This is a genomic window from Microtetraspora malaysiensis (assembly GCF_050947145.1).
Classification (GTDB): domain Bacteria; phylum Actinomycetota; class Actinomycetes; order Streptosporangiales; family Streptosporangiaceae; genus Microtetraspora_A; species Microtetraspora_A malaysiensis.
The window spans coordinates 7,567,604-7,592,738 of sequence record NZ_CP191998.1 but is presented as its reverse complement, the minus strand read 5'-3'; the positions used below and the strand labels follow the sequence as shown (position 1 = coordinate 7,592,738).

Annotated in this window: 24 protein-coding genes; 18 read left to right on the top strand and 6 right to left on the bottom strand. The window is 70.8% G+C overall.

What is annotated here, in order from left to right; genetic code table 11:
• Positions 1 to 9 precede the first annotated feature (9 nt).
• Entirely contained in the window at positions 10 to 690 is a 681-nt protein-coding gene (locus ACQP1V_RS35495; RefSeq protein ID WP_433414799.1) for a copper homeostasis protein CutC, read from the top strand.
• Between the two features lie 34 nt (positions 691 to 724).
• Here the strand turns inward: ACQP1V_RS35495 and ACQP1V_RS35490 are convergent, their stop codons facing one another.
• On the bottom strand, positions 725 to 1,951 hold the full coding sequence (locus tag ACQP1V_RS35490) for a DUF6986 family protein (RefSeq protein ID WP_433414797.1): 1,227 nt from the start codon (positions 1,949 to 1,951) through the stop codon (positions 725 to 727).
• A 28-nt stretch (positions 1,952 to 1,979) separates the two neighbouring features.
• Positions 1,980 to 3,314: an FAD-dependent oxidoreductase gene (locus tag ACQP1V_RS35485; protein ID WP_433414795.1), complete on the bottom strand. Its 1,335-nt coding sequence runs from the start codon at positions 3,312 to 3,314 to the stop codon at positions 1,980 to 1,982.
• A gap of 248 nt (positions 3,315 to 3,562) precedes the next feature.
• Here ACQP1V_RS35485 and ACQP1V_RS35480 point away from each other — a divergent pair, with 248 nt between their 5' ends.
• Positions 3,563 to 4,036, top strand: a complete 474-nt coding sequence (locus ACQP1V_RS35480; protein ID WP_433414793.1) for a hypothetical protein — start codon at positions 3,563 to 3,565, stop codon at positions 4,034 to 4,036.
• Between the two features lie 64 nt (positions 4,037 to 4,100).
• Here the strand turns inward: ACQP1V_RS35480 and ACQP1V_RS35475 are convergent, their stop codons facing one another.
• The gene (locus ACQP1V_RS35475; protein ID WP_433414791.1) at positions 4,101 to 5,081 is read right to left on the bottom strand and encodes an acyl-CoA dehydrogenase family protein; all 981 of its coding nucleotides are present in this window, start codon (positions 5,079 to 5,081) and stop codon (positions 4,101 to 4,103) included.
• 118 nt (positions 5,082 to 5,199) lie between these two features.
• On the opposite strand from ACQP1V_RS35475, the gene ACQP1V_RS35470 reads away from it, so the two are divergent.
• Together ACQP1V_RS35470 and ACQP1V_RS35465 are read left to right on the top strand one after the other, a co-directional pair.
• Positions 5,200 to 5,859: a hypothetical protein gene (locus tag ACQP1V_RS35470; RefSeq protein ID WP_433414790.1), complete on the top strand. Its 660-nt coding sequence runs from the start codon at positions 5,200 to 5,202 to the stop codon at positions 5,857 to 5,859.
• Positions 5,860 to 6,163: 304 nt separating this feature from the next.
• The gene (locus tag ACQP1V_RS35465; RefSeq protein WP_433414788.1) at positions 6,164 to 7,906 is read left to right on the top strand and encodes a proline--tRNA ligase; all 1,743 of its coding nucleotides are present in this window, start codon (positions 6,164 to 6,166) and stop codon (positions 7,904 to 7,906) included.
• 46 nt (positions 7,907 to 7,952) lie between these two features.
• Here ACQP1V_RS35465 and ACQP1V_RS35460 read toward each other — a convergent pair whose 3' ends face one another.
• Positions 7,953 to 8,420 (bottom strand): ferritin-like domain-containing protein, encoded by a 468-nt coding sequence (locus ACQP1V_RS35460; RefSeq protein ID WP_433414786.1) that lies wholly within the window; start codon positions 8,418 to 8,420, stop codon positions 7,953 to 7,955.
• Positions 8,417 to 8,932 carry a hypothetical protein gene (locus ACQP1V_RS35455; protein WP_433414784.1) on the bottom strand — a complete coding sequence of 172 codons (516 nt, stop codon included), beginning with the start codon at positions 8,930 to 8,932 and terminating at the stop codon, positions 8,417 to 8,419. The genes ACQP1V_RS35460 and ACQP1V_RS35455 overlap by 4 nt, the downstream gene beginning before the upstream one ends.
• Positions 8,933 to 9,057: 125 nt before the next feature.
• Here ACQP1V_RS35455 and rimP point away from each other — a divergent pair, with 125 nt between their 5' ends.
• From rimP to ACQP1V_RS35385, 14 genes are all read left to right on the top strand, one after another.
• Positions 9,058 to 9,558 (top strand): ribosome maturation factor RimP, encoded by a 501-nt coding sequence (gene rimP / locus ACQP1V_RS35450; protein WP_067132886.1) that lies wholly within the window; start codon positions 9,058 to 9,060, stop codon positions 9,556 to 9,558.
• 11 nt (positions 9,559 to 9,569) lie between these two features.
• Entirely contained in the window at positions 9,570 to 10,571 is a 1,002-nt protein-coding gene (gene nusA, locus ACQP1V_RS35445) for a transcription termination factor NusA (RefSeq protein WP_084258884.1), read from the top strand.
• Positions 10,555 to 10,851 (top strand): YlxR family protein, encoded by a 297-nt coding sequence (locus ACQP1V_RS35440; RefSeq protein WP_067132880.1) that lies wholly within the window; start codon positions 10,555 to 10,557, stop codon positions 10,849 to 10,851. The genes nusA and ACQP1V_RS35440 overlap by 17 nt, the downstream gene beginning before the upstream one ends.
• A 190-nt stretch (positions 10,852 to 11,041) precedes the next feature.
• Positions 11,042 to 14,131 (top strand): translation initiation factor IF-2, encoded by a 3,090-nt coding sequence (gene infB, locus ACQP1V_RS35435; RefSeq protein WP_433414782.1) that lies wholly within the window; start codon positions 11,042 to 11,044, stop codon positions 14,129 to 14,131.
• A 69-nt stretch (positions 14,132 to 14,200) separates the two neighbouring features.
• Positions 14,201 to 14,500, top strand: a complete 300-nt coding sequence (locus ACQP1V_RS35430) for a DUF503 domain-containing protein (RefSeq protein ID WP_067132874.1) — start codon at positions 14,201 to 14,203, stop codon at positions 14,498 to 14,500.
• Between the two features lie 53 nt (positions 14,501 to 14,553).
• The gene (gene rbfA, locus ACQP1V_RS35425) at positions 14,554 to 15,039 is read left to right on the top strand and encodes a 30S ribosome-binding factor RbfA (RefSeq protein ID WP_067132871.1); all 486 of its coding nucleotides are present in this window, start codon (positions 14,554 to 14,556) and stop codon (positions 15,037 to 15,039) included.
• Between the two features lie 30 nt (positions 15,040 to 15,069).
• Positions 15,070 to 16,098: a DHH family phosphoesterase gene (locus tag ACQP1V_RS35420; protein ID WP_433414780.1), complete on the top strand. Its 1,029-nt coding sequence runs from the start codon at positions 15,070 to 15,072 to the stop codon at positions 16,096 to 16,098.
• A gap of 64 nt (positions 16,099 to 16,162) precedes the next feature.
• The gene (gene truB, locus ACQP1V_RS35415) at positions 16,163 to 17,062 is read left to right on the top strand and encodes a tRNA pseudouridine(55) synthase TruB (protein ID WP_387417447.1); all 900 of its coding nucleotides are present in this window, start codon (positions 16,163 to 16,165) and stop codon (positions 17,060 to 17,062) included.
• Positions 17,063 to 17,155: 93 nt separating this feature from the next.
• Positions 17,156 to 18,103, top strand: a complete 948-nt coding sequence (locus tag ACQP1V_RS35410) for a bifunctional riboflavin kinase/FAD synthetase (RefSeq protein WP_387417454.1) — start codon at positions 17,156 to 17,158, stop codon at positions 18,101 to 18,103.
• A gap of 181 nt (positions 18,104 to 18,284) precedes the next feature.
• Positions 18,285 to 18,554 carry a 30S ribosomal protein S15 gene (rpsO, locus tag ACQP1V_RS35405; RefSeq protein ID WP_030450882.1) on the top strand — a complete coding sequence of 90 codons (270 nt, stop codon included), beginning with the start codon at positions 18,285 to 18,287 and terminating at the stop codon, positions 18,552 to 18,554.
• A 384-nt stretch (positions 18,555 to 18,938) separates the two neighbouring features.
• On the top strand, positions 18,939 to 21,236 hold the full coding sequence (locus ACQP1V_RS35400; RefSeq protein WP_433414778.1) for a polyribonucleotide nucleotidyltransferase: 2,298 nt from the start codon (positions 18,939 to 18,941) through the stop codon (positions 21,234 to 21,236).
• Positions 21,233 to 22,543: a M16 family metallopeptidase gene (locus ACQP1V_RS35395; protein ID WP_433414776.1), complete on the top strand. Its 1,311-nt coding sequence runs from the start codon at positions 21,233 to 21,235 to the stop codon at positions 22,541 to 22,543. Before ACQP1V_RS35400 ends, ACQP1V_RS35395 begins: the two co-directional genes overlap by 4 nt.
• Before the next feature lie 132 nt (positions 22,544 to 22,675).
• The gene (gene dapB / locus ACQP1V_RS35390; protein WP_433414774.1) at positions 22,676 to 23,413 is read left to right on the top strand and encodes a 4-hydroxy-tetrahydrodipicolinate reductase; all 738 of its coding nucleotides are present in this window, start codon (positions 22,676 to 22,678) and stop codon (positions 23,411 to 23,413) included.
• A 126-nt stretch (positions 23,414 to 23,539) separates the two neighbouring features.
• Positions 23,540 to 24,019: a hypothetical protein gene (locus tag ACQP1V_RS35385; protein ID WP_433414772.1), complete on the top strand. Its 480-nt coding sequence runs from the start codon at positions 23,540 to 23,542 to the stop codon at positions 24,017 to 24,019.
• 104 nt (positions 24,020 to 24,123) lie between these two features.
• Here ACQP1V_RS35385 and ACQP1V_RS35380 read toward each other — a convergent pair whose 3' ends face one another.
• Entirely contained in the window at positions 24,124 to 24,993 is an 870-nt protein-coding gene (locus ACQP1V_RS35380; RefSeq protein WP_433218040.1) for a 1,4-dihydroxy-2-naphthoate polyprenyltransferase, read from the bottom strand.
• Positions 24,994 to 25,135: the final 142 nt, after the last annotated feature.

Genomic DNA, 25,135 nt, shown 5'->3' with positions numbered 1-25,135 from the left:
GTTCGGTACATGACCGCACCGCTGCTGGAAGTGATCGCGCTGGACGTGCGTGACGCCGTCGCCGCAGAGGAGGGTGGAGCCGACCGGCTGGAGGTCGTGTCCGACATGGCCTCCGGCGGGCTCACCCCCTCGGCGGACGTGGTCGCGGCCATCGCCGAGGTGTGCTCGCTGCCCCAGATGGTGATGCTCCGCGGCAACGCGGGCTTCACGGCCACCGCCGAGGAGCTCGACCGCCTTCGCGAGGAGGCCCGCGAGCTGGCCAAGGCGGGCGCGGGCGGCTTCGTCTTCGGATTCCTCACCGAGGAGGGCACGGTCGACCTGGAGGCGACCGAGGCGCTCATCCACGCGGTGGCGCCGCTCCCGTGGACCTTCCACCGCGCCGTCGACCACGCCGTCGACGTCCGGGCCGCCTGGCGTGCCGTACGGCTGTTGCCGAACCTGGCCACCGTCCTCTCGTCCGGCTCCCCGAAGGGGGTCGGTGAGGGGCTCCCGGTGCTGCGCGAGCGCACCGACGCCGGGGACGGCGAGATCATCTTGGCCGGAGGCGGGCTCAAGGAGGAGCACGTCCCCGCGCTGCGCCGGTGGGGCGTGCGCGCCTTCCACGTCGGCAGTCCGGCGCGCGAGTCGTGGGCGCACCCTGTGGATCCCTCCCGCGTACGTGCCTGGCGCCACATCCTGGACAGCGTTTGATCGAAGGGGCGATCCCCCAGCGACGGCCCGAAGGTCATCGCCTCAAGGGGAGCCCCAAGCCTGTCTCGCCCGAGGTGGGACGATCCAGCAGAGCGTGGTCGGCGCGTGCCAGGGCCGCCGCCATGGTCTTGATCGTGGCGGGCTCGTCCATGACGCCGCCGCCCGCCTCACGCCGCTGCTCCCAGGCCTCCACCCGCGCGCTGTACTCCTCGTAGTGCGCGAGATGGAACGCGTACACGGTCGCGTAGCGGCTGACGAGATGCGACGGGTGCATGTCCCAGCCCTGGTAGAAACCGTTCGACAGTGAGTGCGCCACCAACTGGGCGTGCCGGGCCCACAGGGCGTGGACGTCCTTCGCCGAGTTCGACGCGGGGAAGGCGGCCAGCGAGCCGTCGGCCAGCTCCACCCCGGTCCCCGCGAACGCGATCCGCATGATCTCCCTGGCGTGGTCGCACACGGGATGGTCCAGCCGTTGCTCGTGCGGCGGCAGCCCGCAGGCCGCGGTGTAGTCGAACACCCCGAAATGCGCGGCGGCCAGCCGTCCGCCGAGGGACGGCACCAGGTCGGGAGAGCGCAGCAGGAAGGCCACGGTCTGCGGGGCCTCGACCTGGATCTCGAACCGCAGGACGCACTCTGGCAGGCCCGCCGCGCCCTCCAGCGCCTCCAGGCAGCGCGCGAACTGCCGGAGATAGCCCTCCATCAGCACTTTCGGGAACGTGACCGTGAACCCTGGCGGCAGCTCGCCCACCCGCCTGAGCACCTCCGTGACGAAGCCGTCGAGCGTCCTGACACTGCGTACGGGGTCGCCGTCGGCGAACGACTTCACCCGCGGGCCCCACCGGCGCGGCAGCGTGCCCGCCCGCGCCATCGCCGCCACGGCCTCGGCGGCGCTTTCGACGTGCCGGTCCTCCTCGGCGTCGGGGCGCCGGCCGTACCCGTCCTCGAAGTCGATCCGCAGGTCCTCCACCGGCTCGATCCGCAGCTTCCTGCGGACCCGCTCGTGTACCGGCGCGGCCAGATCGGGGTCGAGCCCGCACAGCGGCGGCAGCTCCCCGGGGGAGAAGAGATGCTCGTGGAGCAGATCGGTGGCCGCGCGTCCCCATTCGTCCACGGTGGTCGCGGAGACCCGGTCGGCGGGGACGTACACCGTGTGCACCGGCTGCCAGGCCTGGTCCACCCCCGAGAACCGCGCCGCCTGCTCGCGGTAGGTCTCCTCGAAGCCCCCGATGAGGCCGGCCGGTTCGGGCAGGGTCGTCTTCATCGTTCGATCCTCGCAAATCGGGGCGAGGTCAGGAGGAGGCGCCCGCCGTGTCCCGGGGAACGCGGCCGCAGGCGGCCAGCATGGCGGGGCGGCCGACCAGTTTGACCCGCTCGCCGCGGCCCAGCGTGCGGGCCAGCTCGGCCTCGGCCGTCTCGATCGCGAGCCAGTCGTCGTATGTCACCGGCGTGATCCCGCGCGCGCTCAGCAGGTCGTCCAGCTTGGCGTCCGCGGTGCCGGGGACGGCTTCCGCGAGCAGGGTGCGCGCGGTCTCGGCGGCGTCGGACTTGTTGGTGCCGATCACGCCGGTCGGGCCCCGCTTGAGCCATCCGGCGACGTACTGGCGGTCGGTCCCCGTCACCTTGCCCGCGACGTTGGGCACGATCATGGTCCCGGTGTCGAACGGCACGCCGGGCAGCGCCACGCTCCGGTAGCCCACCGACCGCAGCACCATGTCCGCCGGGATGGTCTCGTACTCGCCGGTGCCGGTGACCCGGCCCTCCACCAGCCGTGTGCGCTCCAGCCGGAGGCCCTCGACCCGGGCGGCGCCGAGGATCTCGACCGGGCGTAGCCAGAAGCGCACGTCCAGCGCGCGCGGCCGGCCCGCCGGGACCCGCGTCGACCAGGACCGCAGCACCTCGACGTTCCCCCTGATCTGCCGGGAGAGCCCCTCGACGTCGGCGACCTCGACCTCGCTCGGGAGAGTGCGGACGTCGGCGTTGGTCACCTCGCCCAGCTCGCGCAGTTCCTTCAGGGTGAACTTGGCGTGCTCGGGCCCCCGGCGGCCGATCATGTGGATCCTGCGGACGCGGGAGGCGGCGAGCCGGTCGAGTACCTCCTCGGGCACGTCGGTGCCGCGCAACTCGTCGGCGGTCTTGGCGAGGATGCGGACGACGTCCACGGCGACGTTGCCGACGCCTATCACCGCGATCTCCTCGGCGTCGAGCGTGAACGCGTCGGCGGGGACGTCCGGGTGGCCGCAGTACCAGTTGACGAAGTCGGTGGCCGCCACGCTGCCGGGCAGATCCTCGCCCGGGATGCCGAGGTGCCGGTCCACCATCGCCCCCGTGCAGTAGACGACCGCGTCGTAGCAGGCCAGCAGGTCGTCGGCGGAGACTTCCGCGCCCAGCTCGAGGCCGCCGAGGAAGCGGATGCCGGGCGATTCGAGGACCCGTCGCAGGTAGCCCGCGATCGACTTGATGGACGTGTGGTCGGGGGCCACGCCGTACCGGACGAGTCCATAGGGGGTGGGCAGCCGCTCGAGCACGTCGATCTCGATAGGCTCGCCGGACTGCTTGGACAGGGCCTCGGCGGTGTAGATCCCGGCCGGTCCCGATCCCACGATCGCCACGCGCAACGTCACCATGGCCTCCAGGGCAGGCGTCCTTTACGTGATTCTTTACCACGAGGGCCCCGACGGGCCAGGTGGGCCGCGCCACCGGCGGAGGATGTCTTTCCCCGACTCGCCCCGCTGTACGGCACCGCTGTGTAGTACGGGGAAATGTCGCGAATGAGGGTTGCGTGGGGTTGCTGTGACGATCAAAGTTGATCCTCGTGGGCAAAAGGCGGAGAAACCCCGGGACGCACCAGCGGTCGGATGGCACGCTCCCAGACATGAGGGGATTCCGTAGGAGGCTGCCCGGCGCGCGTCCGGAGGACGGGTCGCTGCCGGAAGCGCGGCGCTACGAGGCGCTTGGCCGGGTGCTCGCCGCTTTGTCCGGAGACGCGGAGATGCGTGACGCCTGCCGCGACCTGACCTGGTGGCAGGCGGCGGACGAGAGCTGGCACATCGAGTGGGGCGACGGCCCGTACGCCTCGGAGGTGGCCGACCTGGTCGTCGAGCGGCTCCGCGCGGCGGGACCGGACGCGGGCCTGGCCGCGTCGTCCGGCCCGGCCACGCGCACGGAGGCGAACATCGACGTCATGGGCGTCGGCCTCCTGCTGCGCGCGGTCGATCCGCTCGGGCTGGAACGCCTGCGCACCACGCCGGGCCTGTGGCGGATGGCCGCGTCGATCAGCGCCGCCGACGGGGAGCCCGCGGGGCGCGGCGAGTCCCGCAGGCACTGGGAGGAACTGCTCGGCGGCTGACCGCCCGAGCCGCCCCGTCCGGCTCCCACCGATCAGAACGCGATCGAGCGCCGTCAAAGCGTGATCAGAGGATGGACCGGGCCAGCCGTGCCCGGTGCGCCTGCGGCGGCCCGAAGAGCTGGGCGTCGGAGGTCGCGCGCTTGAAGTAGCGGTGCGCGTCGTGCTCCCAGGTGACGCCGATGCCGCCGTGGATCTGGATGCTCTCGCCGGCCGCCGAGAGATAGGCCTCGGTGCAGTACGACCCCGCGATCGCGGCGTAGACGGCCAGTTCGCCGGCTGGAGCCGCGCAGGCCTGGTAGGCCGCCGAGCGGGCCGACTCCACCTGGAGCAGCACGTCGGCCAGCTTGTGCTTGATCGCCTGGAACGAGCCGATCGGGCGGCCGAACTGGTGCCGCTGCTTGGCGTACTCCACGGCCGACTCCAGGCAGCGGGCCGCGCCGCCGACCTGCTCGGCCGCGAGCGCCGCGACGCCCATGTCGCGCACCCGGTCGTGGGCGGCCGCGTCCCCGATCCGCCGGGCCGGGACGCCGTCGAAGGTCAGCTCGGCCAGTGGCCGGGTCTGATCCATGGTGACGAGCGGCCGGCGCGCGGAGGGCGCCGCCTCGACCAGGGCGTCGCCGACGTAGGCGAGCACCACCGCGCCGTCCAGCGCGTACGGCGCGACGCCGCTCAGGAGTCCGCCCTCCACGGACAGTTCCGCCTCGCCGGGGAAGACGACGGTGGCGGTCACGGTCCCGTCGGCGATGCCGGGCAGCAGGCGCTCCTTGGCCTCGTCGTCTCCCGACTCGATGATCGCGGCGACGGCCAGGACGGCGGTGGAGAGATAGGGGAGCGGCGACAGCGCCCGGCCGATCTCCTCGCAGACGACGGCCGCCTCGGCGAGTCCGCAGCCGGCGCCGCCGTACTCCTCGGGGACGGCCAGCCCGGCGACCCCGAGCTCTCCGGCGAAGCGGCGCCACGTGTTCTGGTCCGCCGCGCCGGGGTGGGCGTCGAGGAAGGATCGTACGGCGGCTCGCAGCTCGCGCAGTTCATCAGAAGAGGTCACGCGGGCAGGATAACAAGCGTTTGCTTGCCGCCCATTGCCTTCCCGTGGGGTATTTTGTCCTATTTTGAGGCATATATATACTCGCTATTGCCACTTTCGTAGGATTTCGGGGGATCGAGTGGCTGTGGCCTTGGACAAGCTCCGGCGTCGGGTTGTAGGCGACCTGCCGGGTGACTTCGCGGATCTGGAGCGGTGGGAGAACCGCATCCAGCGCGACATGCTGCTCGGACTCGCCATGGGCGTGGTCGCCGGGGTGCTCGCCGCCGTCTGCGTCAGGTTCGCCCCCGCGCAGGCCTCGGCCGCCGCGGACCCCTACCTCGTGGTCGCCGTCGTGATCCTTTCCGGCCGCCTGTCGCTCGGGTTCGGCTGGGCGCTGGTCAACTGCACCCTCACCGCGTTCGGCGCGCTGATCTCGCGGATCGTCTGCGCGGCCGTCATCGGTGGGCAGTCCCCTCTCGACGGCGGCGTGGCCGACTCCCTCAACCGGCTGCTGTTCCTCATGGTCCTGAGCGGCGTGCTCGCCTCCCTCACCCGGCTGCGGGACAGGTGGGGCGACGTCGCCGCCGGCGGCCTCGCCGTGCTCTTCCTGGCCGACGACGTGGACGGCTACCTGGCCCTGTTGAACGGCGTGGCGCTGCCGGTGTGGCAGTGGGGCACGGCGCTCGCGCTCGGCCTGGCCTCCGCACTGTGCCTGCGCCCCACCCTGCCGTCCCGGCTGCGTGCCTCCGGGGTCGCGTTCGGGCTCGTCGTGGTCTACGCGCTGACCGCCGTGTTCTAGGTCGTGTCTGACAAATCAAGCCCTGCTGCGCGCGGCCCAGCCGGCGCCTCGCTGCGTTGTCGTCGTCGGCCGTAGGCTCCGCTACGGCCTCCTCCTCCGCCTTGCGATGCATCCACCTGGATCCGCGCTCGCTACGGGCAGCATTTGTCAGACACTCCCTAGTCGCGTTCCGGGTTCGGACGGAGATCGACAGTAGAGCTCACGGCGGAGCCTGGGGATAACGGCGGGCACTTCGCGGCCGGGAGTGGATAGCCTTAGCACATCGTCTCTTATGAGATCTCCCATCACCGAGCGAGGAGTAGCCGTGCTGCTGCGTATGTCGACCCTGTTCCTGCGCACCCTGCGTGAGGATCCGGCGGACGCGGAAGTGCCGAGCCACAAGCTGCTCGTCCGCGCCGGCTACGTCCGGCGGGTCGCGCCCGGCATCTATTCCTGGCTGCCGCTCGGCAAGATCGTCCTGGAGAACGTCGCCCGCGTGGTGCGCGAGGAGATGAACCGGATCGGCGGCCAGGAGGTGCTCTTCCCCGCGCTGCTGCCCCGCGACTACTACGAGGCGACCGGCCGCTGGACCGAGTACGGCGACACGCTCTTCCGCCTGAAGGACCGCAAGGGCGCCGACTACCTCCTGGGTCCCACCCACGAGGAGATGTTCACCGACATGGTGAAGGGCGAGTACTCCTCCTATAAGGACTATCCGGTCACCCTCTACCAGATTCAGACGAAGTACCGCGACGAGGCCCGGCCCAGGGCGGGCATCCTGCGCGGGCGCGAGTTCGTCATGAAGGACTCCTACTCCTTCGACCTCGACGACGACGGCCTCAAGCACTCGTATGAGCAGCACCGCGAGGCCTACATCCGCATCTTCGACCGGCTCGGCATCGACTACCGCATCTGCTTCGCCATGTCCGGCGCGATGGGCGGCTCGGCCTCCGAGGAGTTCCTCGCGCCCTGCCCCACCGGTGAGGACACCTTCGTCGCCTGCCACAACTGCGGATACGCCGCGAACGCCGAGGCGGTCACCACGCCCGCGCCGCCCGCCGTGACGGCCGAGCAGCCCGCCCTCCGCGTCCTCGACACGCCGGACACCCCGACCATCGAGTCGCTGGTCGAGTACGTCAACGAGCACCACGGGCTCGGGATCACCGCCGCGGACACCCTCAAGAACATCGTGGTCAAGGTCCGCACCCCCGGATCCGACAAGGTCGAGGTCGTCGTCGTCGGCGTGCCCGGCGACCGCGAGGTCGACTTCAAGCGCCTGGAGGCGGCCCTCACCCCCGGCGTCCCCGAGATCTTCGAGGCCGAGGACTTCGCCCGGCACCCCGGGCTCGTCCGCGGCTACATCGGCCCGCAGGTGCTCGCCTCGCTGGGCCTCACCTACCTCGTCGATCCGCGCGTCGTCGACGGCTCCGCCTGGATCACCGGTGCGAACGAGCCCGGCAAGCACGCCGCCCACGTTGTCGCCGGCCGCGACTTCCAGCCCGCCGGCACCATCGAGGCGGCGGAGATCCGGGCCGGGGACTCCTGCCCGCGCTGCGCGCACCCGCTGTCCATCGACCGCGGCATCGAGATCGGCCACATCTTCCAGCTCGGCCGCAAGTACGCCGACGCCGCCGGGCTCGACGCTCTCGGCCCCGACGGCAAGCCGATCCGCGTCACCATGGGCTCGTACGGCGTGGGCGTCTCGCGCGCCGTCGCCGTGCTGGTCGAGCAGCGGCACGACGCCCTCGGCGTGGCGTGGCCGCGCGAGATCGCGCCCGCCGACGTCCACGTCGTCGGCACCGGCAAGGAGAACCAGATCGAGGTGGCGACCCAGATCGCCGAGGAGCTCGAAGCGCGCGGCCTGCGCGTCCTGGTGGACGACCGCCCCGGCGTCTCGCCCGGCGTGAAGTTCAAGGACTCCGAGCTGCTCGGCATGCCCACCGTGTTGATCGTGGGCCGGGGGCTGGCTCAGGGCGTCGTGGAGCTGCGCGACCGCGCCACCGGCGCCAAGGAGGAGATCCCGCTCGCCGAGGCCGTGGAGCGAGTGTTCGCGGCCTGCCGGGCCTGACGTACCCGAGGCATCGCCCGGTCCGGCACGGCCGGACCGGGCGCACTCATGGGGAGGCCGCGGGCACCGGCGTCGGCTCGGTCTTGACCGGCGGCGACCCGGTGGTCCGCTCCGCCGGCATCCCGGGGAACGCGGCCACCGCGGGCCGCCAGTCGTACGCGCGGGCGGCGCCCTCCTGCATCGCCTGGGCGGCGAGCCGGCGCAGCGAGGCGTCCCCGTCGCCGGCGAGTTCCAGGTAGGCGGCGACGACCCGCTCCTCGATCAGCACCGCGAGCCGTACGGCGTCGTCCTTGTCCTTCACGTCGAACGGGAGCGGGTAGGCGGGGTCCGCCTCCGGCGGTGTGCCGCCCCGTCGCAGGATCAGCATGCGCAGCCGGTCGCGGCGCGCCCGGTGGGCGTCGAACCCGGCCGTCGCCTTCGTGCGCAGCGCTCCGTCGGTCTTGCCGCCGATCACTCCGTAGGCGTACACGGCGGCGTGCTCGGCGGCGAGCGCCTTTTCGAGCGGGTCGATCATCGCAGCCTCCCGAGGGCGATCACGTGCACGGCCTCGCAGGCGCCGATGCTGGCGATGAGCTGGGACAGGGCAGGGGAGGCCCCCTCCGTCTGCCCGGGGCGCGCGGTCGCCGCGCGCCGTTCCGCGCGGCGCAGGTCGGTCAGCGAGACGGCGGACGCCGACGGTGACGGCGACCCGGACGGTGCCGCACCGGACGGAGCCGCGGACGCGGGGGCGGACGTGCCCGCGCCCCGCGGGAGCATGCCGCGCAACGCCGCCAGATGGGCCAGATGGCGTTGCTCGAACGGCCGCAGCTCGGCGGCCAGCTTCGTCAGGGAGAGCGCGGCCCCGTGGTACAGGGCGACGGTCTCCTCCTTGCCTGCGATCAGCGACCTGAGCAGCAGCGTCTCGGGATCAGGGGGCCCCGGCACGCGGGGTTTCACGGCGGGGGACGACGAGCAGCCCGAGACGAGCACCCCGGCCACCGCGACACCCAGCAACGAGCGCCTCGTCAGCGTCGATCCTCCGTCCACGAGACAGCATCGTACGGGGGGAGACGCCGTAGTCGGGGCCAGGCGTCGCGCTCTTTCCGCCCCGTGGTGTCGATAGGCTGTTGGCACATTCGGCGAGGTACGCCAATTGAATCAGGGAGGTCGGCATGGGCGAGGATGCTCGACGCGGCCGCCTTTTGGAGCTGCTCGGCCCGGTGGTCGCCGCCGAGGGGCTCGATCTGGAGGACGTGACGATCACTCCGGCGGGCAAGCGGCGGCTGGTCCGCGTGGTGGTGGATCGCGACGGCGGCATAAGCCTCGACGACGTGGCGGAGGTCAGCCAGGCCGTCTCCAAGGAGCTTGACGAGGCCGACGTGCTGGGCGGCAGCCCGTACGTGCTGGAGGTCACCTCGCCGGGAGTCGACCGGCCGCTCACCGAGCCGCGCCACTGGCGGCGGGCCCACGGCCGGTTGGTCAAGGCCGACCTGCGAGACGGCTCCTCCGTCGAGGGACGGGTGACCGGCGTCGACGAGTCCGGCGTGGAGCTGGACGGCACGCGCCGTATCGATCTTGCGGACCTGGCCAAGGGGCGGGTCCAGGTGGAGTTCAACCGGGCGGACGACGGCCACGGTGAAGATCTCGATGGCGACATCGAGGACGAGGGCTAAGGGGGAGCCTTGTGGACATTGACATGAGCGTCCTGCGCAGCCTGGAGCGGGAGAAGGACATCTCCTTCGACCTCGTCGTCAAGGCGATCGAGGACGCGCTTCTGATCGCCTACTTCCGTACCGAGGGCGCGGCGCAGAAGGCCAGGGCCGAGCTTGACCGCGCCACCGGTCACGTGACCATCTGGGCGGTCGAGCTGGGCGAGGGCGGTGAGGTGCTGAGGGAGTACGACGACACCCCCGGCAACTTCAGCCGCATCGCCGCGACCACGGCCAAGCAGGTGATCCTGCAGCAGCTGCGGGACGCGGAGGACGAGATCAACTTCGGGGAGTTCGCCAGCCGCGAGGGTGAGCTCGTCGCCGGGATCATCCAGCAGGGCAAGGATCCGCGGGTCGTCCTGGTCGACCTGGGGAAGATCGAGGCGATCCTGCCCCACAACGAGCAGGTCCCCGGCGAGGAGTACACCCACGGCGAGCGGATCCGCTGCTACGTGGTGCAGGTGAAGAAGGGGCCGAAGGGGCCGTCGGTGACGCTGTCGCGGACGCACCCCAACCTGGTGAAGAAGCTCTTCGCCCTTGAGGTGCCCGAGATCGCGGACGGCACGGTGGACATCGCCGCCATCGCCCGCGAGGCCGGCCACCGCACGAAGATCGCCGTACGCTCCCGCAAGGGCGGCGTGAACGCCAAGGGCGCCTGCATCGGCCCGATGGGTTCGCGTGTGCGCAACGTGATGACCGAGCTGCACGGCGAGAAGATCGACATCATCGACTGGTCGGAGGACCCGGCGGAGTTCGTGGGGAATGCCCTGTCGCCCGCGCGTGTTTCCCGTGTCGAGGTGGTTGACGCGGAGGCGCGCGTCGCCCGGGTGATCGTGCCCGACTACCAGCTCTCGCTGGCGATCGGCAAGGAGGGGCAGAACGCCCGCCTCGCCAACCGGCTCACCGGATGGCGCATCGACATCCGGCCGGACACCCAGGAGGCACCGGCCGATCCCGCTGATGCGTCGGCAAGGTAAGCTGGAGCATGGTGGCCAGGCGGCCCCGCTGAGAACTTGCGTGGGCTGCCGGGTTCGCACGGTCAAGTCCGAGCTGCTCCGCCTGGTCGTGGTCGAGGACGTCATCGTCCCCGACGTGCGAGGACGGCTTCCTGGGCGAGGTGCGTCACTGCATCCCGCGCCAAGCTGTCTGGAGCTCGCGATGCGTCGCCGGGCGTTCTCTCGTGCCTTCCGCACCGGGAGGACGCTCGATGTGACGCGTCTGAGTGACTACCTCGCGGGGCTTGACGCCCGGCGCTGACCGGGTGAATGGTTACCAATTGCCGATCTCACGGTAGGCATGGGGTCGGAACGAACTGTCATGTAAGGGACGCCGAGTTGATGGGCGGAGTCAGATTGCTATGAGCGCCTGATGAGCACGCGGCGATGAGTACGTCTAGGTAGCGACGGTCCGGCGGCCAGCCAGCCTCCCGGGCCGAGTAGGGAGTGCAGTGGCGAAGGTCCGGGTTTACGAGCTCGCCAAGGAGTTCGGAGTAGAGAGCAAGGTCGTGATGGCCAAGCTCACCGAGATGGGCGAGTTCGTGCGATCGGCGTCCTCAACGATTGAGGCACCGGTCGTCCGCAAGCTTACGGAGGCGTTCGGTAAGGGCGACTCCTCCAGGGGCGGCAAGCCGTCTCCCCGTCCGGCGCAGCCTCGGCCTGCGCCGAGGCCGGCCGAAGGCCAGGCCGCCGGCGCGCCGGCGCCTGTTTCTCAGTCTCCGGACGCCGGCGTCAGGCCGGTCCCCAAGCCGGGCCCGCGGCCCGCGCCCCGTCCGGTGCCCATGCCCCATCCGACGCAGCCCGCGCCCGAAGCGGTGCGGCCCGAGGCGGCGCGGCCCGAGGCGGCGCGGCCCGAGGTGCGTCCGCAGGTTCCGCGGCCCGAGGCCGCTCGGCCCGAGACCCCGCGTCCGGCCGCGTCCGGCCCCCGTCCGGGTGGCGGCGCGCCGAGGCCGGGCCCGCGCCCGGGTCCCGCGCCGCGTCCGGCCGCTCCGGGTGCGCCGACGCCATCCGGCCAGGCTCCGCGTCCGGGTGGGCCCAAGCCGGGCCCGCGCGGTCCGCGTCCGGGCAACAACCCGTTCTCGTCCACCGCGAGCGGCATGGGTCAGCGGCCTCCGCGTCCCGGCGCCCGCGATGGTGGCGAGCGCGGCGACCGCGGCGACCGTGGTCCTCGCGAGCCGCGGCGTGACGGCGCCCGCGACGGCGCGATGCCGCGTCCGCCGTCGGCGCGCCCGGGTGCTCCCGGCGCCGGTGGTCCGCGTCCCGGTCCGGGAGCGGGCGGTCCCCGTCCTGGCCCTGGTGCCGGCGGTCCCCGTCCGGGGCCTGGCGCCGGTGGTCCGCGTCCCGGTGGTCCGCGTCCGAACCCGATGATGATGCCGCAGGGCCGCCCGGCCGCTCCGGGTGGCGGTGCCGGTCGTCCCGGCGGTGGCGGCGGTGGCCGTCCCGGTGGCGGCGGTGGCCGTCCGGGTGGCGGTGCCGGTCGTCCCGGCGGTGGCGGCGGCTTCGGCGGTGCCCGTACGGGCACCGGCGGTCGTCCCGGTACGGGCGGTGGCCCGGGTGGTGGCGGCGGCGGTTTCGTCGGTCGTCCCGGTGGCGGCGGCCGCGGCCGCGGTGGCGGTACGGCGGGCGCCTTCGGCCGTCCCGGCGGACGTCCGACCCGTGGTCGCAAGTCGAAGCGGCAGAGGCGCCAGGAGTTCGACAACATGTCGGCTCCGTCGATCGGCGGCGTCCAGGCTCCGCGTGGCGGCGGGCAGACGATCCGTCTGCCGCGTGGCGCGTCCCTGTCCGACTTCGCCGACCGGATCGGCGCGAACCCCGCGTCGCTGGTGCAGATCATGCTGCACCTCGGCGAGATGGTGACCGCGACCCAGTCGGTCAACGAGGAGACGCTGCAGCTTCTCGGCGCCGAGCTCGACTACATCATCCAGGTCGTCAGCCCGGAGGAGGAGGACCGCGAGCTTCTCGAGTCCTTCAAGATCGAGTTCGGTGAGGACGAGGGCGACGAGGCCGACCTCGCGCCGCGTCCGCCGGTCGTGACCGTCATGGGCCACGTCGACCACGGTAAGACGAAGACCCTCGACGCGATCCGGCACACCAACGTGGTCGCGCGCGAGGCGGGTGGCATCACCCAGCACATCGGTGCGTACCAGGTGGCCACCGAGCACGAGGGTGAGACCCGCAAGATCACCTTCATCGACACCCCCGGTCACGAGGCGTTCACCGCCATGCGTGCCCGTGGTGCCCAGGCCACCGACATCGCGGTGCTCGTCGTCGCCGCAGACGACGGCGTCAAGCCGCAGACGATCGAGGCGCTGAACCACGCGCAGGCGGCGGACGTGCCGGTCGTGGTCGCGGTCAACAAGGTCGACAAGGAGGGTGCGGACCCGACCAAGGTCCGGGCCCAGCTCACCGAGTACGGCCTGGTGGCCGAGGAGTTCGGCGGCTCCACGCTGTTCGTGGACATCTCCGCCAAGCAGGGCCTCGGCATCGACAAGCTGCTCGAGGCGATCCTGCTGACCGCCGACGCCGAGCTCGACCTGCGGGCGAACCCGGACATGGACGCCCAGGGCCTGGCCATCGAGGCGCACCTCGACAAGGGCCGCGGTCCGGTGGCGACCGTGCTGGTGCAGCGCGGCACGCTCCGGGTGGGCGACTCCATCGTCTGTGGCGAGGCCTTCGGCCGCGTCCGGGCGATGCTGGACGACAACGGCGAGACGGTCGAAGAGGCCGACCCGTCGCGTCCGGTCCTGGTGCTCGGTCTGACCGCTGTCCCGCGCGCGGGCGACAACTTCATCGTCGTCACCGACGACCGGATGGCGCGGCAGATCGCCCAGCAGCGGGCGGCCCGTCAGCGCATCGCCGACATGGCGAAGTCCGGCCGCCGGCGCACTCTCGAGGAGCTGTTCAAGGACCTCGAGAAGGGTCAGGTCGACGAGCTCAAGCTCATCATCAAGGGTGACGTCTCCGGTTCGGTGGAAGCCCTCGAGGACGCGCTGCTCAAGATCGACGTCGGCGAAGAGGTCAACCTCCGGGTTCTGCACCGCGCCGTCGGTGCGATCACCGAGTACGACGTCAACCTGGCGGTGGCCGACGACAACGCCGTCATCATCGGCTTCAACGTGCGTCCGGAGGTCCGGGCGCGCGACCTGGCCGAGCGCGAGGGCGTCGACATCCGGTACTACTCGGTCATCTACCAGGCGATCGAGGAGATCGAGGCGGCCCTCAAGGGCATGCTCAAGCCGGAGTTCGAAGAGGTCAGGACGGGTACCGCCGAGGTCCGCGAGGTCTTCAAGGTGCCGAAGATCGGCAACATCGCCGGTGCTCTGGTCCGCTCGGGCACGATCACCCGCAACAGCAAGGCACGGATCATCCGCGACGGTGTCGTGGTGGCCGACAATCTCACCGTCTCGTCGCTGCGTCGCTTCAAGGACGACGCGACCGAGGTCCGCGAGGGCTTCGAGTGCGGTATCGGTGTCGGCTACAACGACATCAAGATCGACGACGTCATCGAGACGTTCGAGATGCAGGAGAAGCCGCGCGTGTGACGTGTGACGCCGCCGCCCCCGCCTGGTGCGGGGGCGGCGGCGTGACCGTCGTTCTGCGGTGAGAAATCGATGTACATCGGTGCTCTGACGTTGGACATCCTGCTCGGCGACGTGCGGTCGCTGAAGCAGAAGCGTTCCGTGATCCGCCCCCTCGTCGCCGAGGTGCAACGGCGGTTTCCCGGGGTGGCCGTGGCCGAGACCGGCCATCTTGACCTGCATCGCCGTGCCGAGATCGGTGTGGCCGTGGTGTCGGCCTCCGCGGCCAACTGCGGTGAGGTACTCGACGCCTGCGAGCGTCTCGTCGCCTTCCGCCCCGAGATCGAGCTGCTGTCCGCGCGACAGCGGCTTTTCAACGACGACGAAGAATAGACGGCCGTGCCCCGAGCGCGGCCGTGCCAGAACCGAGAAGGGGGAGCGCGGCCATGGACGCAGCGCGCGCCAGGAAGTTGGCCGACCGCATTCAGCAGGTGGTCGCCGAGATGCTGGAGCGACGGATCAAGGATCCGCGCCTCGGCTTCGTGACGGTGACCGACGCCCGGATCACCGCCGACCTCGGTGACGCGACGGTCTTCTACACCGTTTTCGGATCCGAGGTGGACCGGGCCGGCACGGCCGCCGCCCTGGAGAGCGCCAAGGGGATCATCCGCTCCGAGGTGGGCCGGCAGACCGGCCTGCGGCACACCCCCACGCTCACGTTCGTGCACGACCCGTTGCCTGACAGCGCCCGGCACATGGACGACCTGTTCGCCGTGGCCAGGGCCAAGGACGCCGAGATCGCCAAGCGGGCCGAGGGCGCGAACTACGCCGGCGAGGCCGACCCGTACCGCCTTGAGGAGGCCTACGACGGCGAGGCGGGCGACGACGAGAGTGACGACGAGTCCGAGCGCCCCGGCCACCGGGCGATCTGAGCGGACGCGGCGCGGAAGGTGACACCGGACGTGACACGGGACACGGGCGGTCGGGTCGAGTCTGCGGGCGGCATCCCGGCGCCCGACGAGCGGGACTGGGCGCGCGCGGTCGAGTTGATCGCCTCTGCGGACCGGATCGCGCTGGCCTGCCACGTGTCGCCGGACGGTGACGCCCTCGGCTCCATGCTCGGCTTCGGCCTCGCCCTCCGCGGCGCGGGGAAGGAGGTGGTCGCGTCCTTCGGCGACCGCCGCTTCGCTGTGCCGCGGCTGCTGCGTTTCCTGCCGGGGCAGGACCTGCTGGTCGATCCCTCGGACTATCCGGCCGGGCCGCCGCTGATGATGACCTTCGACGCCTCCACCGTGGAGCGGCTGGGCCTGCTCACCCCGCACGCGGGCCAGGCCGGGGAACTGGTCGTGGTCGACCACCACGCGTCGAACACCGGGTTCGGCACGCTGAACCTGGTCGACTCCACCGTCGCCGCCACGTCCGTCCTGGTCGAGGAGCTTGTCCGGCGCCTGGGACTGGCCGTGGACATCGACGTCGCGACCTGCCTCTACACGGCGCTGGTGACCGACACGGGCTCGTTCAAGTACTCCACCACGCCGGAGGTCCACGCGCTGGCCGCCCGGCTGATCGCGACCGGGCTGCGTCCCGACGAGATCGCGCGGGAGCTGTGGGACGGCGCGCCCTTCGGCTATCTCACCGTCCTCGGCGCCGCGATCGGCCGGGTCACGCTCGAACCCGCCGCTGCCGGCGGGCACGGCCTGGTCTGGACATACGTGACGCGGGCGGAGCGCGCCGCGGCGGCCCTGCCGTACGACGAGGTGGAGGGCGTGATCGACGTCGTCCGCCGGGTCGAGGAGGCGGACGTCGCGGTGGTGCTCAAGGAGGACGACACGGGCACGTGGAACGTCTCCACCCGGTCCAAGGGGGCCGTGGACGTGGGACAGGCCTGCTCGACCCTGGGCGGAGGCGGTCATCCGCGCGCCGCGGGTTTCTCCTCCCGCGAGTCGCCGCCTGACATCATGGCGGCCCTGCGCCCCCTGCTCTCGTCCTGACCGGGCGTCCCATCCACCTCTCTCGACCATCCCTGCTCGACCATCCCTGCGGAGGACCAGCGTCATGCGCACGGCCAAGGCCAGGCGAACCCCGCCCCCGAGCGGCCTCATCATCGTGGACAAGCCCGCGGAGTGGACCTCCCACGACGTGGTCGGCAAGATGCGCGGCGTCGCCGGCACCCGCAAGGTCGGCCACGCGGGGACGCTCGACCCGATGGCCACCGGCGTTCTGGTGGTCGGCGTCGAGAAGGCGACCCGCCTTCTCGGCCACCTCGCGCTGACCGAGAAGGTGTACGAGGCCACGATCCGGCTCGGCGTGAGCACCAACACCGACGACGCCGAGGGCGAGGTCGTGGCGACCGTGCCGGCCGGGCACGTGACCGACGAGGACGTCCGCAAGGGCGTCGCGGCGCTGACCGGCGAGATCAGCCAGGTTCCGCCCCAGGTGAGCGCGATCAAGGTGAACGGCGAGCGCGCGTACAAGCGGGCCCGCGCCGGCGAGGAGGTCGAGCTGGCCGCCCGCCCCGTCACCGTGTACGGCTTCGAGGTGACCGCGATCCGCCACGAGGGCGACGTGGTGGACGTGGACGCGGTCGTCACCTGCTCAAGCGGCACCTACATCCGCGCGCTGGCCCGCGACCTCGGGAACGGGTTCGGCGTCGGCGGGCACCTCACCCGGCTGCGCCGTACCCGTGTCGGGCCGTACACGATCGAGTCGGCGCGCACGATCGAGCAGCTTGTGGAGGAGTGCGTGATTCTCCCCATGGCGGACGCGGTGGCGGCGGCATTCCCACGCAGGGACGTGACCGAGGAGGAGGCGCGCCTGGTCGCGCACGGCGGCCGGCTGCCCGCCGCGGGGCTCGGCGCCGGTCCCATCGGCGTCTTCGCCCCAGACGGCACGCTGCTCGCGCTCGTTGAGGAGCGGGGGCGTACGGCCCGGCCGCTCGCGGTGTTCGTCCCGTGAGAAGAGGATCGGCGGGGGTTGGTTCCCGGCCAGGTGTCCGGGCATGGCAGTCTTGTCTACTGCCGGATCGCGTGTGAGGGAATCGAGGTCGAGGTGCAGGGCTGGCACGGACTGGACGACGTGCCCGAGGACTGGGGCAGATCCGTCGTCACGATCGGCGTGTTCGACGGGGTACATCGCGGTCACCAACAGATGGTGGCGCGTGCGGTGGACATGGCCGCGAAGCTCGGACTTCCCTCGGTCGCCATCACATTCGACCCGCATCCCGACGAGGTGGTCCGCCCCGGCAGCCACCCGCCGCTGCTCACCGACACGCGCCGCCGCGCCGAGCTGCTCATGTCGCTGGGCGTCGACGCGGTGTGTGTGATGCCGTTCACGGTGGAGTTCTCCCGGATGTCGCCGGACGAGTTCGTGCAGACCACGCTCGTCGACCGGCTGCACGCGGCCGGCGTGGTCGTGGGGGAGAACTTCCGCTTCGGCCACAAGGCGTCCGGCGATCTGGAAACGCTACGCACGCTCGGTGAGAAGTACGACTTCGTGGTGGAAGGCGTGCCCCTGGTGAGTGAGGGCGAGGCGATCTCGTCCACCCGCATCCGCGGGCGGCTGGCGGAGGGCGACGTCGAGGCCGCCGCGGCCGAGCTGGGTCGTCCGCACCGGGTCGAGGGCGTGGTCGTGCGTGGCCACCAGCGGGGGAGGGCCCTCGGCTTCCCGACCGCCAACGTCGAGTCGCCGCAGCACACCGCGATCCCGGCCGACGGCGTCTACGCCGGCTACCTGCGCTGCACCGAGTCGCCCTCGCGATACGAGGGGGAGCTCTGGCCCGCCGCGATCTCGGTCGGCACCAACCCCACGTTCCAGAACGTCGCCCGGACGGTCGAGGCGTACGCGCTGGACCGCGACGACCTCGATCTGTACGGCATGCACGTGGCGGTCGACTTCACGACGCGACTCCGCGACAATCTCAAGTTCGACTCGATCGAGGCGCTGATCGAGCAGATGCACGCCGACGTGGCCGAGGCCAGGCGGCTGACCAGCGGCTGAAGAGCGGCCGGTCACGCCCCGCCCGTCCCGGGTGGCGGAACGCGATGGTAGCCTTGCATGTCGGCCATCGGTGCGGGTGTATGTCCGCCGCGTGGCCGGGCTGGCACGGCGACTGTTGGCACGCACGGTCGTTCGCGAGCTGGAACCATCGTTACGCGTGCCTCCCAGAAAAGGAGATGCAGTGTCGCTTGACACCGCCACCACGAAGGCCATTGTCGCCGAGTACGGCGCCAGCGAGGGTGACACCGGGTCCCCCGAGGTCCAGATCGCGCTGCTCAGCAAGCGGATCAGCGACCTGACGGAGCACCTGAAGACCCACAAGCACGACCACCACAGCCGTCGCGGGCTGCTCCTGCTGGTCGGCCGTCGGCGCCGCCTGCTGAAGTACCTGCAGGCCAAGGACATCACCCGCTACCGCTCCCTGATCGAGCGGCTCGGCCTTCGTCGATAGGGTGAAAGGAGCGGCGATCCAACGCCGCTCCTTTCACATATCAGGTCAAAATAGGCCTACGGTTCGGCGAGTCGCCGCAGAAGCGGGCTTAGGACCGCGCAAACTTAATAGCCGAAAGGGAGAGGAGACCGGATAGTCTCCTCAACCCGACAGACAGTGCCCCGCGTCCGCACGCAAGCACACGCGCGATCCGCGGCGTGAGAGGGCCGGTCCTCGGTAGTGGCCCCCGGTCATGCGGCACAGCCGCGGAGGGAACCGGGCGCTTCGATCGAAGACCGGCACTGCACCTGACGGGGAGCCGGCAAAGGAAGGGGTAGGCCGGTCAGGCTGCCTTGACCGCAGCACACGGACGTGGGGGAGACCGACCCGAGAAGGAGGTCCCCCGTGGAGGGTGTCCACAGCACAGATGCCGTTATCGACAACGGCTCGTTCGGCACGCGTACCATCCGGTTCGAGACCGGCAGGCTCGCGCGCCAGGCGGCCGGAAGCGCCGTCGTCTACCTGGACGAGGAGACGACTGTCCTTTCCGCCACCACCGCGTCCAAGCATCCGAAGGAGAACTTGGACTTCTTCCCGCTCACCGTCGACGTCGAGGAGCGGATGTACGCCGCGGGCCGCATCCCCGGCTCGTTCTTCCGCCGGGAAGGGCGGCCGTCCGAGGACGCGATCCTCACCTGCCGCCTGATCGACCGGCCGCTGCGCCCGTCGTTCGTCAAGGGCCTGCGCAACGAGATCCAGGTCGTGGCGACCGTCATGTCGCTGCACCCGGACCACCTGTACGACGTGGTCGCGATCAACGCGGCGAGCCTGTCGACGCAGCTTGCGGGGCTGCCGTTCTCCGGCCCGATCGGCGGCGTCCGCGTCGCGCTGATCAACGGCCAGTGGGTGGCCTTCCCGACGCACTCCGAGCTGGAGGGCGCCACCTTCGACATGGTGGTGGCCGGCCGGGTCCTGCAGGACGGCGACGTCGCGATCATGATGGTCGAGGCCGAGTCCACGCGCGACACGCTGAAGCTGGTCGCCGAGGGCGACGCCGCGCCGACCGAGGAGACCGTGGCCCAGGGTCTGGAGGCGGCCAAGCCGTTCATCAAGGTCCTGTGCGAGGCGCAGTCGCGGCTGGCCAAGGTCGCCGCGAAGGAGACCGCCGAGTACCCGATCTTCCTCGACTACCAGGACGACGTCCTGGAGGCGGTCACCGCCGCGGTGCGCAGCGAGCTCGCCGCCGCGCTGACGATCGCCGGCAAGCAGGAACGCGAGACCGAGATCGACCGGGTCAAGGCCCTCGCCGCCGAGAAGCTGCTCGCCGACTTCGAGGGGCGTGAGAAGGAGGTCGCCGCCGCGTTCCGGTCGCTGACCAAGAAGCTCATGCGCGAGCGGGTGATGACCGAGGGCATCCGCATCGACGGGCGTGGCACCAAGGACATCCGGCAGCTCAACGCCGAGGTCCACGTCGTGCCGCGGGTCCACGGCTCGGCTCTGTTCGAGCGCGGTGAGACCCAGATCCTGGGCATCACCACGCTCAACATGCTGCGCATGGAGCAGATGATCGACACGCTCAACCCGGAGCGCACCAAGCGGTACATGCACAACTACAACTTCCCGCCGTACTCCACCGGTGAGACGGGCCGCGTCGGCTCGCCGAAGCGGCGCGAGATCGGCCACGGCGCGCTCGCCGAGCGGGCGCTGATCCCCGTGCTGCCGAGCCGCGAGGAGTTCCCGTACGCGATCCGCCAGGTGTCGGAGGCTCTCGGGTCGAACGGCTCGACCTCGATGGGCTCGGTCTGCGCCTCGACGATGTCGCTCCTCGACTCCGGTGTGCCGCTCAAGGAGATGGTCGCCGGCATCGCCATGGGCCTGATCGGCGAGGGTGACCAGTACGTCACCCTGACCGACATCCTCGGCGCCGAGGACGCCATGGGCGACATGGACTTCAAGGTCGCCGGCACCAAGGACCTCATCACCGCGCTGCAGCTCGACACCAAGCTCGACGGCATCCCGGCGTCGGTCCTGGCCGCGGCGCTGAAGCAGGCCAAGGCGGCTCGCCTGGCGATCCTGGACGTGATGCAGGAGGCCATCGACTCTCCGGCGGAGATGAACCCGACGGCGCCGCGCATCATCACGATCAAGGTCCCGGTCGACAAGATCGGCGAGGTCATCGGGCCCAAGGGTAAGATGATCAACCAGATCCAGGACGACACCGGCGCCGAGATCACCATCGAGGACGACGGCACGATCTACATCGGCGCCACCGACGGTCCGTCCGCCGAGGCCGCCCGGTCGCTGATCAACGGCATCGCGAACCCGCACATGCCCGAGGTCGGCGAGCGCTACCTGGGCACGGTCGTGAAGATCGCCGCTTTCGGGGCGTTCATCTCGCTGCTGCCCGGCAAGGACGGCCTGCTGCACGTCTCGCAGATCCGCAAGCTGCACGGCGGCAAGCGCATCGAGAACGTCGAGGACGTCATGAACGTCGGCGAGAAGATCCAGGTGGAGATCGCCGAGATCGACTCGCGCGGCAAGCTGTCGCTCGTCCCGGTCGAGGTCGTCGAGAAGGAGGCCGCGGAGAAGGCCGCGGGCGGCGATGAGGCGGCCGAGCCCGCCGAGGCGCCGCAGCAGCAGGAGGAGCGCTCCGAGCGTCCGCGTCGGCGCACCCGCGGCGGACGGGACGACCGCAACTCGTGACGACCACCATCCTCTATCCCGGCAAGGACGGTGCGGGGGTCATCCGCCGCACCGTCCTTCCCGGCGGTCTGCGAGTGGTGACCGAGACCATGCCGACGGTGCGCAGTGTCGCCGTCGGCATGTGGGTCGGCATCGGTTCCCGTGATGAGGCCCCCGAGCACATGGGGGCCACCCACTTCCTCGAGCACCTGCTCTTCAAGGGCACGTCCACGAGGGACGCCATGGAGATCTCGGCGTCCATCGAGGGCATCGGCGGTGAGATCAACGCGTTCACCGCCAAGGAGTACACCTGCTACTACGCGCGGGTGCTCGACGAGGACCTCCCCCTGGCGATCGACGTCCTGGCCGACGTCGTCACCTCTTCCCTCATCACCCCCGAGGACGTGGAGTCCGAGCGCGGCGTGATCCTGGAGGAGATCGCGATGCACGACGACGACCCGTCGGACGTCGTGCACGAGCAGTTCTCCGCCGAGCTGTACGGCGACACGCCGATCGGCCGGCCCATTCTGGGCAACGAGGAGTCGATCAACGCGCTCAGCCGCGATCGGATCCACGAGTACTACCAGCGCTACTACCTTCCCCCGCTGACGGTCGTCTCCGTGGCGGGCAACGTGAACCACGAGCGCGTGGTCGAACTGGTCGCCGCGGCGTACGAGCGCGCCGGCGCCCTGGCCCAGATCGCGCCGCCCGCGCCTCCGCGCCTCGACGGCCCCGGCGTCGAGCAGCGGTCCGGCGTCCGGGTCGTCGACCGGCCCACCGAGCAGGCCAACCTCGTGCTGGGCACCACCGGCGTCTCCCGCGGCGACGACCGCAGGTTCGCCCTCGGCGTGCTGAACGCGGCGCTGGGCGGCGGCATGTCGTCCCGGTTGTTCCAGGAGATCCGTGAGAAACGCGGACTGGCCTACAGCGCGTACAGCTACACCTCGCAGTACGCCGACACGGGCCAGTTCGGCATCTACGTCGGCTGCCTCCCCTCGAAGATCGACGACGTTCTGAAGATCTGCCGGGACGAGCTGTCCCGGATCCTCGCCGAGGGCATCACCGCCGAGGAGATCACCCGCGGCAAGGGACAGATGCGTGGCGGGCTGGTCCTCGGCCTGGAGGACACCGGTTCCCGTATGTCCCGGATCGGCAAGAGCGAGCTCGTCTACGAAGAGCTCATGTCCGTGGACGAGGTTCTCGCCCGGATCGAGGCGGTCACGCCCGAGGACGTCAGCGCCGTGGCGCAGGACATCCTCACCCGGCCGCTGACGCTCGCCGTCATCGGGCCGTACGCCGACAAGGACTTCAGCGGGGCGATCGCCTGAACCCGTGAGAGGGGCCCGGATCGTGGTGGTCCGGGCCCTTCGCATGTCCAGGGTCTTTCACCTGCCGGCGCCGCGCATGCTGCAGGTGAGAGCGTGAGGGGCGGTCGTGACGTCCGGGTATAGCCTTGGCCCGTGATTAAGGTGGGTGTTCTCGGCGCGCGTGGCCGCGTCGGCGTGGAAGTCTGCAAGGCCGTACACGCGGCCGACGACCTGGAGCTGGTGGCGGCCGTCGACAAGGACGATCCGCTGGAGGCGCTGGCCGGCGCCGAGGTGGTGGTCGACTTCACGCATCCCGACGTGGTGATGAACAACGTCGAGTGGTGCGTCACGCACGGCATCCATCCGGTGATCGGGACTACGGGCTGGACCCCCGAGCGACTGGACACGGTGCGTGCCCTGCTCACGGCCAACCCGGGGACGAACGCGTTGATCGCCCCGAACTTCGGTATCGCCGCCGTGCTGATGATGCACTTCGCCCAGCAGGCCGCCAAGTACTTCGACTCGGTGGAGATCGTCGAGCTGCACCACCCGAACAAGGCGGACGCCCCCTCGGGGACGGCGCGCCGTACGGCGGAGCTGGTGGCGGAGGCCCGCAGGAAGGCGGGCGTCGGCCCCTCCCCGGACGCGACCACCTCCGAGCTGCAGGGGGCCCGCGGTGCCGACGTGGACGGCGTACACGTCCACGCCGTCCGCCTGGCCGGTCTGATCGCCCACCAGGAGGTGCTGCTCGGCGGTGACGGAGAGATCCTCACCATCCGGCATGACACCATGAACCGGTCGTCGTTCACCCCGGGCGTGCTCCTCGGTGTGCGCCGGGTACGTGATCTTCCGGGGCTCACGGTCGGTCTGGAGAACCTCCTCGACCTATAAACCTCATCCACAGGCAGCCGCTTATCCACCGAACGAGCTTCGGCCCGCCACCCCACTTCCGCCTTCAGGAAGGCTGTCCCATGGGTCGCCGCCCGGTGGCCCTAACCGACCGCCCAGGGGAGAGGCATGACTGGCATTGGTTTCGAGGAGCGGGTCACCGCACTGGAACTCGACATGCAGTCCATGAAGATCATCATCGGCATGGTGGACAACAAGGTCGAACGGGTGCGCGCCGATGTGCGGCAGGCTCAGGCCGCCAACACGCGCATGATCCAGGCCGTACGCGACGACATGACGGAGTTCCGTCAGGAGGTCTCGGTCCGCTTCGACTCCGTCGACGCCCGGTTCGACGCGGTGGACTCCAGCTTCACCCATATCGACGCCAGGCTCGATCGGATGGACTCTCGCTTCGATGCGATGGATTCTCGTCTCGATCGGATGGATTCCCGCTTCGACGGGATGGATTCTCGTCTCGACCGGATGGACTCTCGCTTCGATCGGATGGACTCTCGCTTCGATGCGATGGATTCCCGGATCGATGAGATCGTCTCACTCATCAGGGGGATGGCCGACGGTCGTGCCCGAGGCGTCACATCCGTGAACTAGCGAAGGCCGATATGTGTACGGGGCGCCAGAGCGCCCCGTACACGTGCCTGACGGCTCCGCCGTCAGATTGCCCTTTGGTTTCGGCCCTCGCCGGCGCCTCTTGGTCAGAGGGCCAGGCCGAGGGTGAACAGGGCGCCGAAGGCGAGCTGGAGGCGCCCCGTCTGCTGCAGCGTCGCGATGAGCGCGGGCCCGGTCGCCCCTGAGCGCACCGTCTGCACCGGTGTGATGGCCAGCGGGAGCGCGAGCACGGCGATCGCGGCGAACGGGCGGTCGGGGACGACGCCGAGCGCGATCAGGAAGGGCACGATCAGCGCGGCCGCGTAAAGTAGGCGGGTCCGCCCGTCGCCGAGGACGACGGCGAGTGTCCGCTTGCCCGAAGGGCCGTCCGTCACGATGTCGCGCAGGTTGTTGACGACGAGGAGGGCGCAGGCGAGCAGGCCCACCGGGACGGCGGCGGCCAGGGCCAGCCAGGGCAGCCGCTCCAACTGGACGTATGTCGTCCCGGCGACCGCGACGAGGCCGAAGAACACGAAGACCGAGATTTCGCCCATGGCGCGGTAGCCGTACGGGCGGGAACCTCCGGTGTAGAACCAGGCCGCCAGGATCGAGAGGAGACCGACCAGCAGCAGCCACCAGGCGCGGGTGGCCACCACGAGTGCCAGGCCGGCGATCGCGGCCGCGAGGAAGCAGCCCAGCGCCGCCGCCAGCACCTCCTTGGGAGCGGCCGCGCCGGACCCGACGAGGCGCATCGGGCCGACCCGGTCCTTGTCGGTGCCCCGGACGCCGTCGCTGTAGTCGTTGGCGTAGTTCACGCCGACCTGCAGGGCCAGCGCCACGAAGAGGGCGAGGAGTGCCCGCCACCAGACGGCTCCGCCCTCGGCGACCGCTACGCCGGTGCCGACGGCGACCGGAACGACGGCTGCGGGAAGGGTACGGGGACGCGCGCCCGCGACCCATTGAGCTGGTGTGGCCACGTTTATACCTTTGTGAGATCACCGGAGAGTGGAAGCCCGCGCACGGCCACGACCATCCGCGGGCGTCCCGTCGTGCAACGGCTCAGGGTAGGACGTACCGACGGACACGACACGTCCACGAGGGCCGGAGAACCGACGGGGA

Excerpts from the sequence above, each read along its gene's own strand:
- ACQP1V_RS35480 (WP_433414793.1), top strand. The coding sequence starts at position 3,563 with ATGAGGGGATTCCGTAGGAGGCTGCCCGGCGCGCGTCCGGAGGACGGG.
- truB (WP_387417447.1), top strand. The coding sequence starts at position 16,163 with ATGCGCACGGCCAAGGCCAGGCGAACCCCGCCCCCGAGCGGCCTCATC.
- ACQP1V_RS35440 (WP_067132880.1), top strand. The coding sequence starts at position 10,555 with ATGCGTCGGCAAGGTAAGCTGGAGCATGGTGGCCAGGCGGCCCCGCTG.
- ACQP1V_RS35430 (WP_067132874.1), top strand. The coding sequence starts at position 14,201 with ATGTACATCGGTGCTCTGACGTTGGACATCCTGCTCGGCGACGTGCGG.
- ACQP1V_RS35460 (WP_433414786.1), bottom strand. The coding sequence starts at position 8,420 with ATGATCGACCCGCTCGAAAAGGCGCTCGCCGCCGAGCACGCCGCCGTG.
- ACQP1V_RS35485 (WP_433414795.1), bottom strand. The coding sequence starts at position 3,314 with ATGGTGACGTTGCGCGTGGCGATCGTGGGATCGGGACCGGCCGGGATC.
- ACQP1V_RS35495 (WP_433414799.1), top strand. The coding sequence starts at position 10 with ATGACCGCACCGCTGCTGGAAGTGATCGCGCTGGACGTGCGTGACGCC.
- rbfA (WP_067132871.1), top strand. The coding sequence starts at position 14,554 with ATGGACGCAGCGCGCGCCAGGAAGTTGGCCGACCGCATTCAGCAGGTG.
- ACQP1V_RS35385 (WP_433414772.1), top strand. The coding sequence starts at position 23,540 with ATGACTGGCATTGGTTTCGAGGAGCGGGTCACCGCACTGGAACTCGAC.
- ACQP1V_RS35490 (WP_433414797.1), bottom strand. The coding sequence starts at position 1,951 with ATGAAGACGACCCTGCCCGAACCGGCCGGCCTCATCGGGGGCTTCGAG.
- rimP (WP_067132886.1), top strand. The coding sequence starts at position 9,058 with ATGGGCGAGGATGCTCGACGCGGCCGCCTTTTGGAGCTGCTCGGCCCG.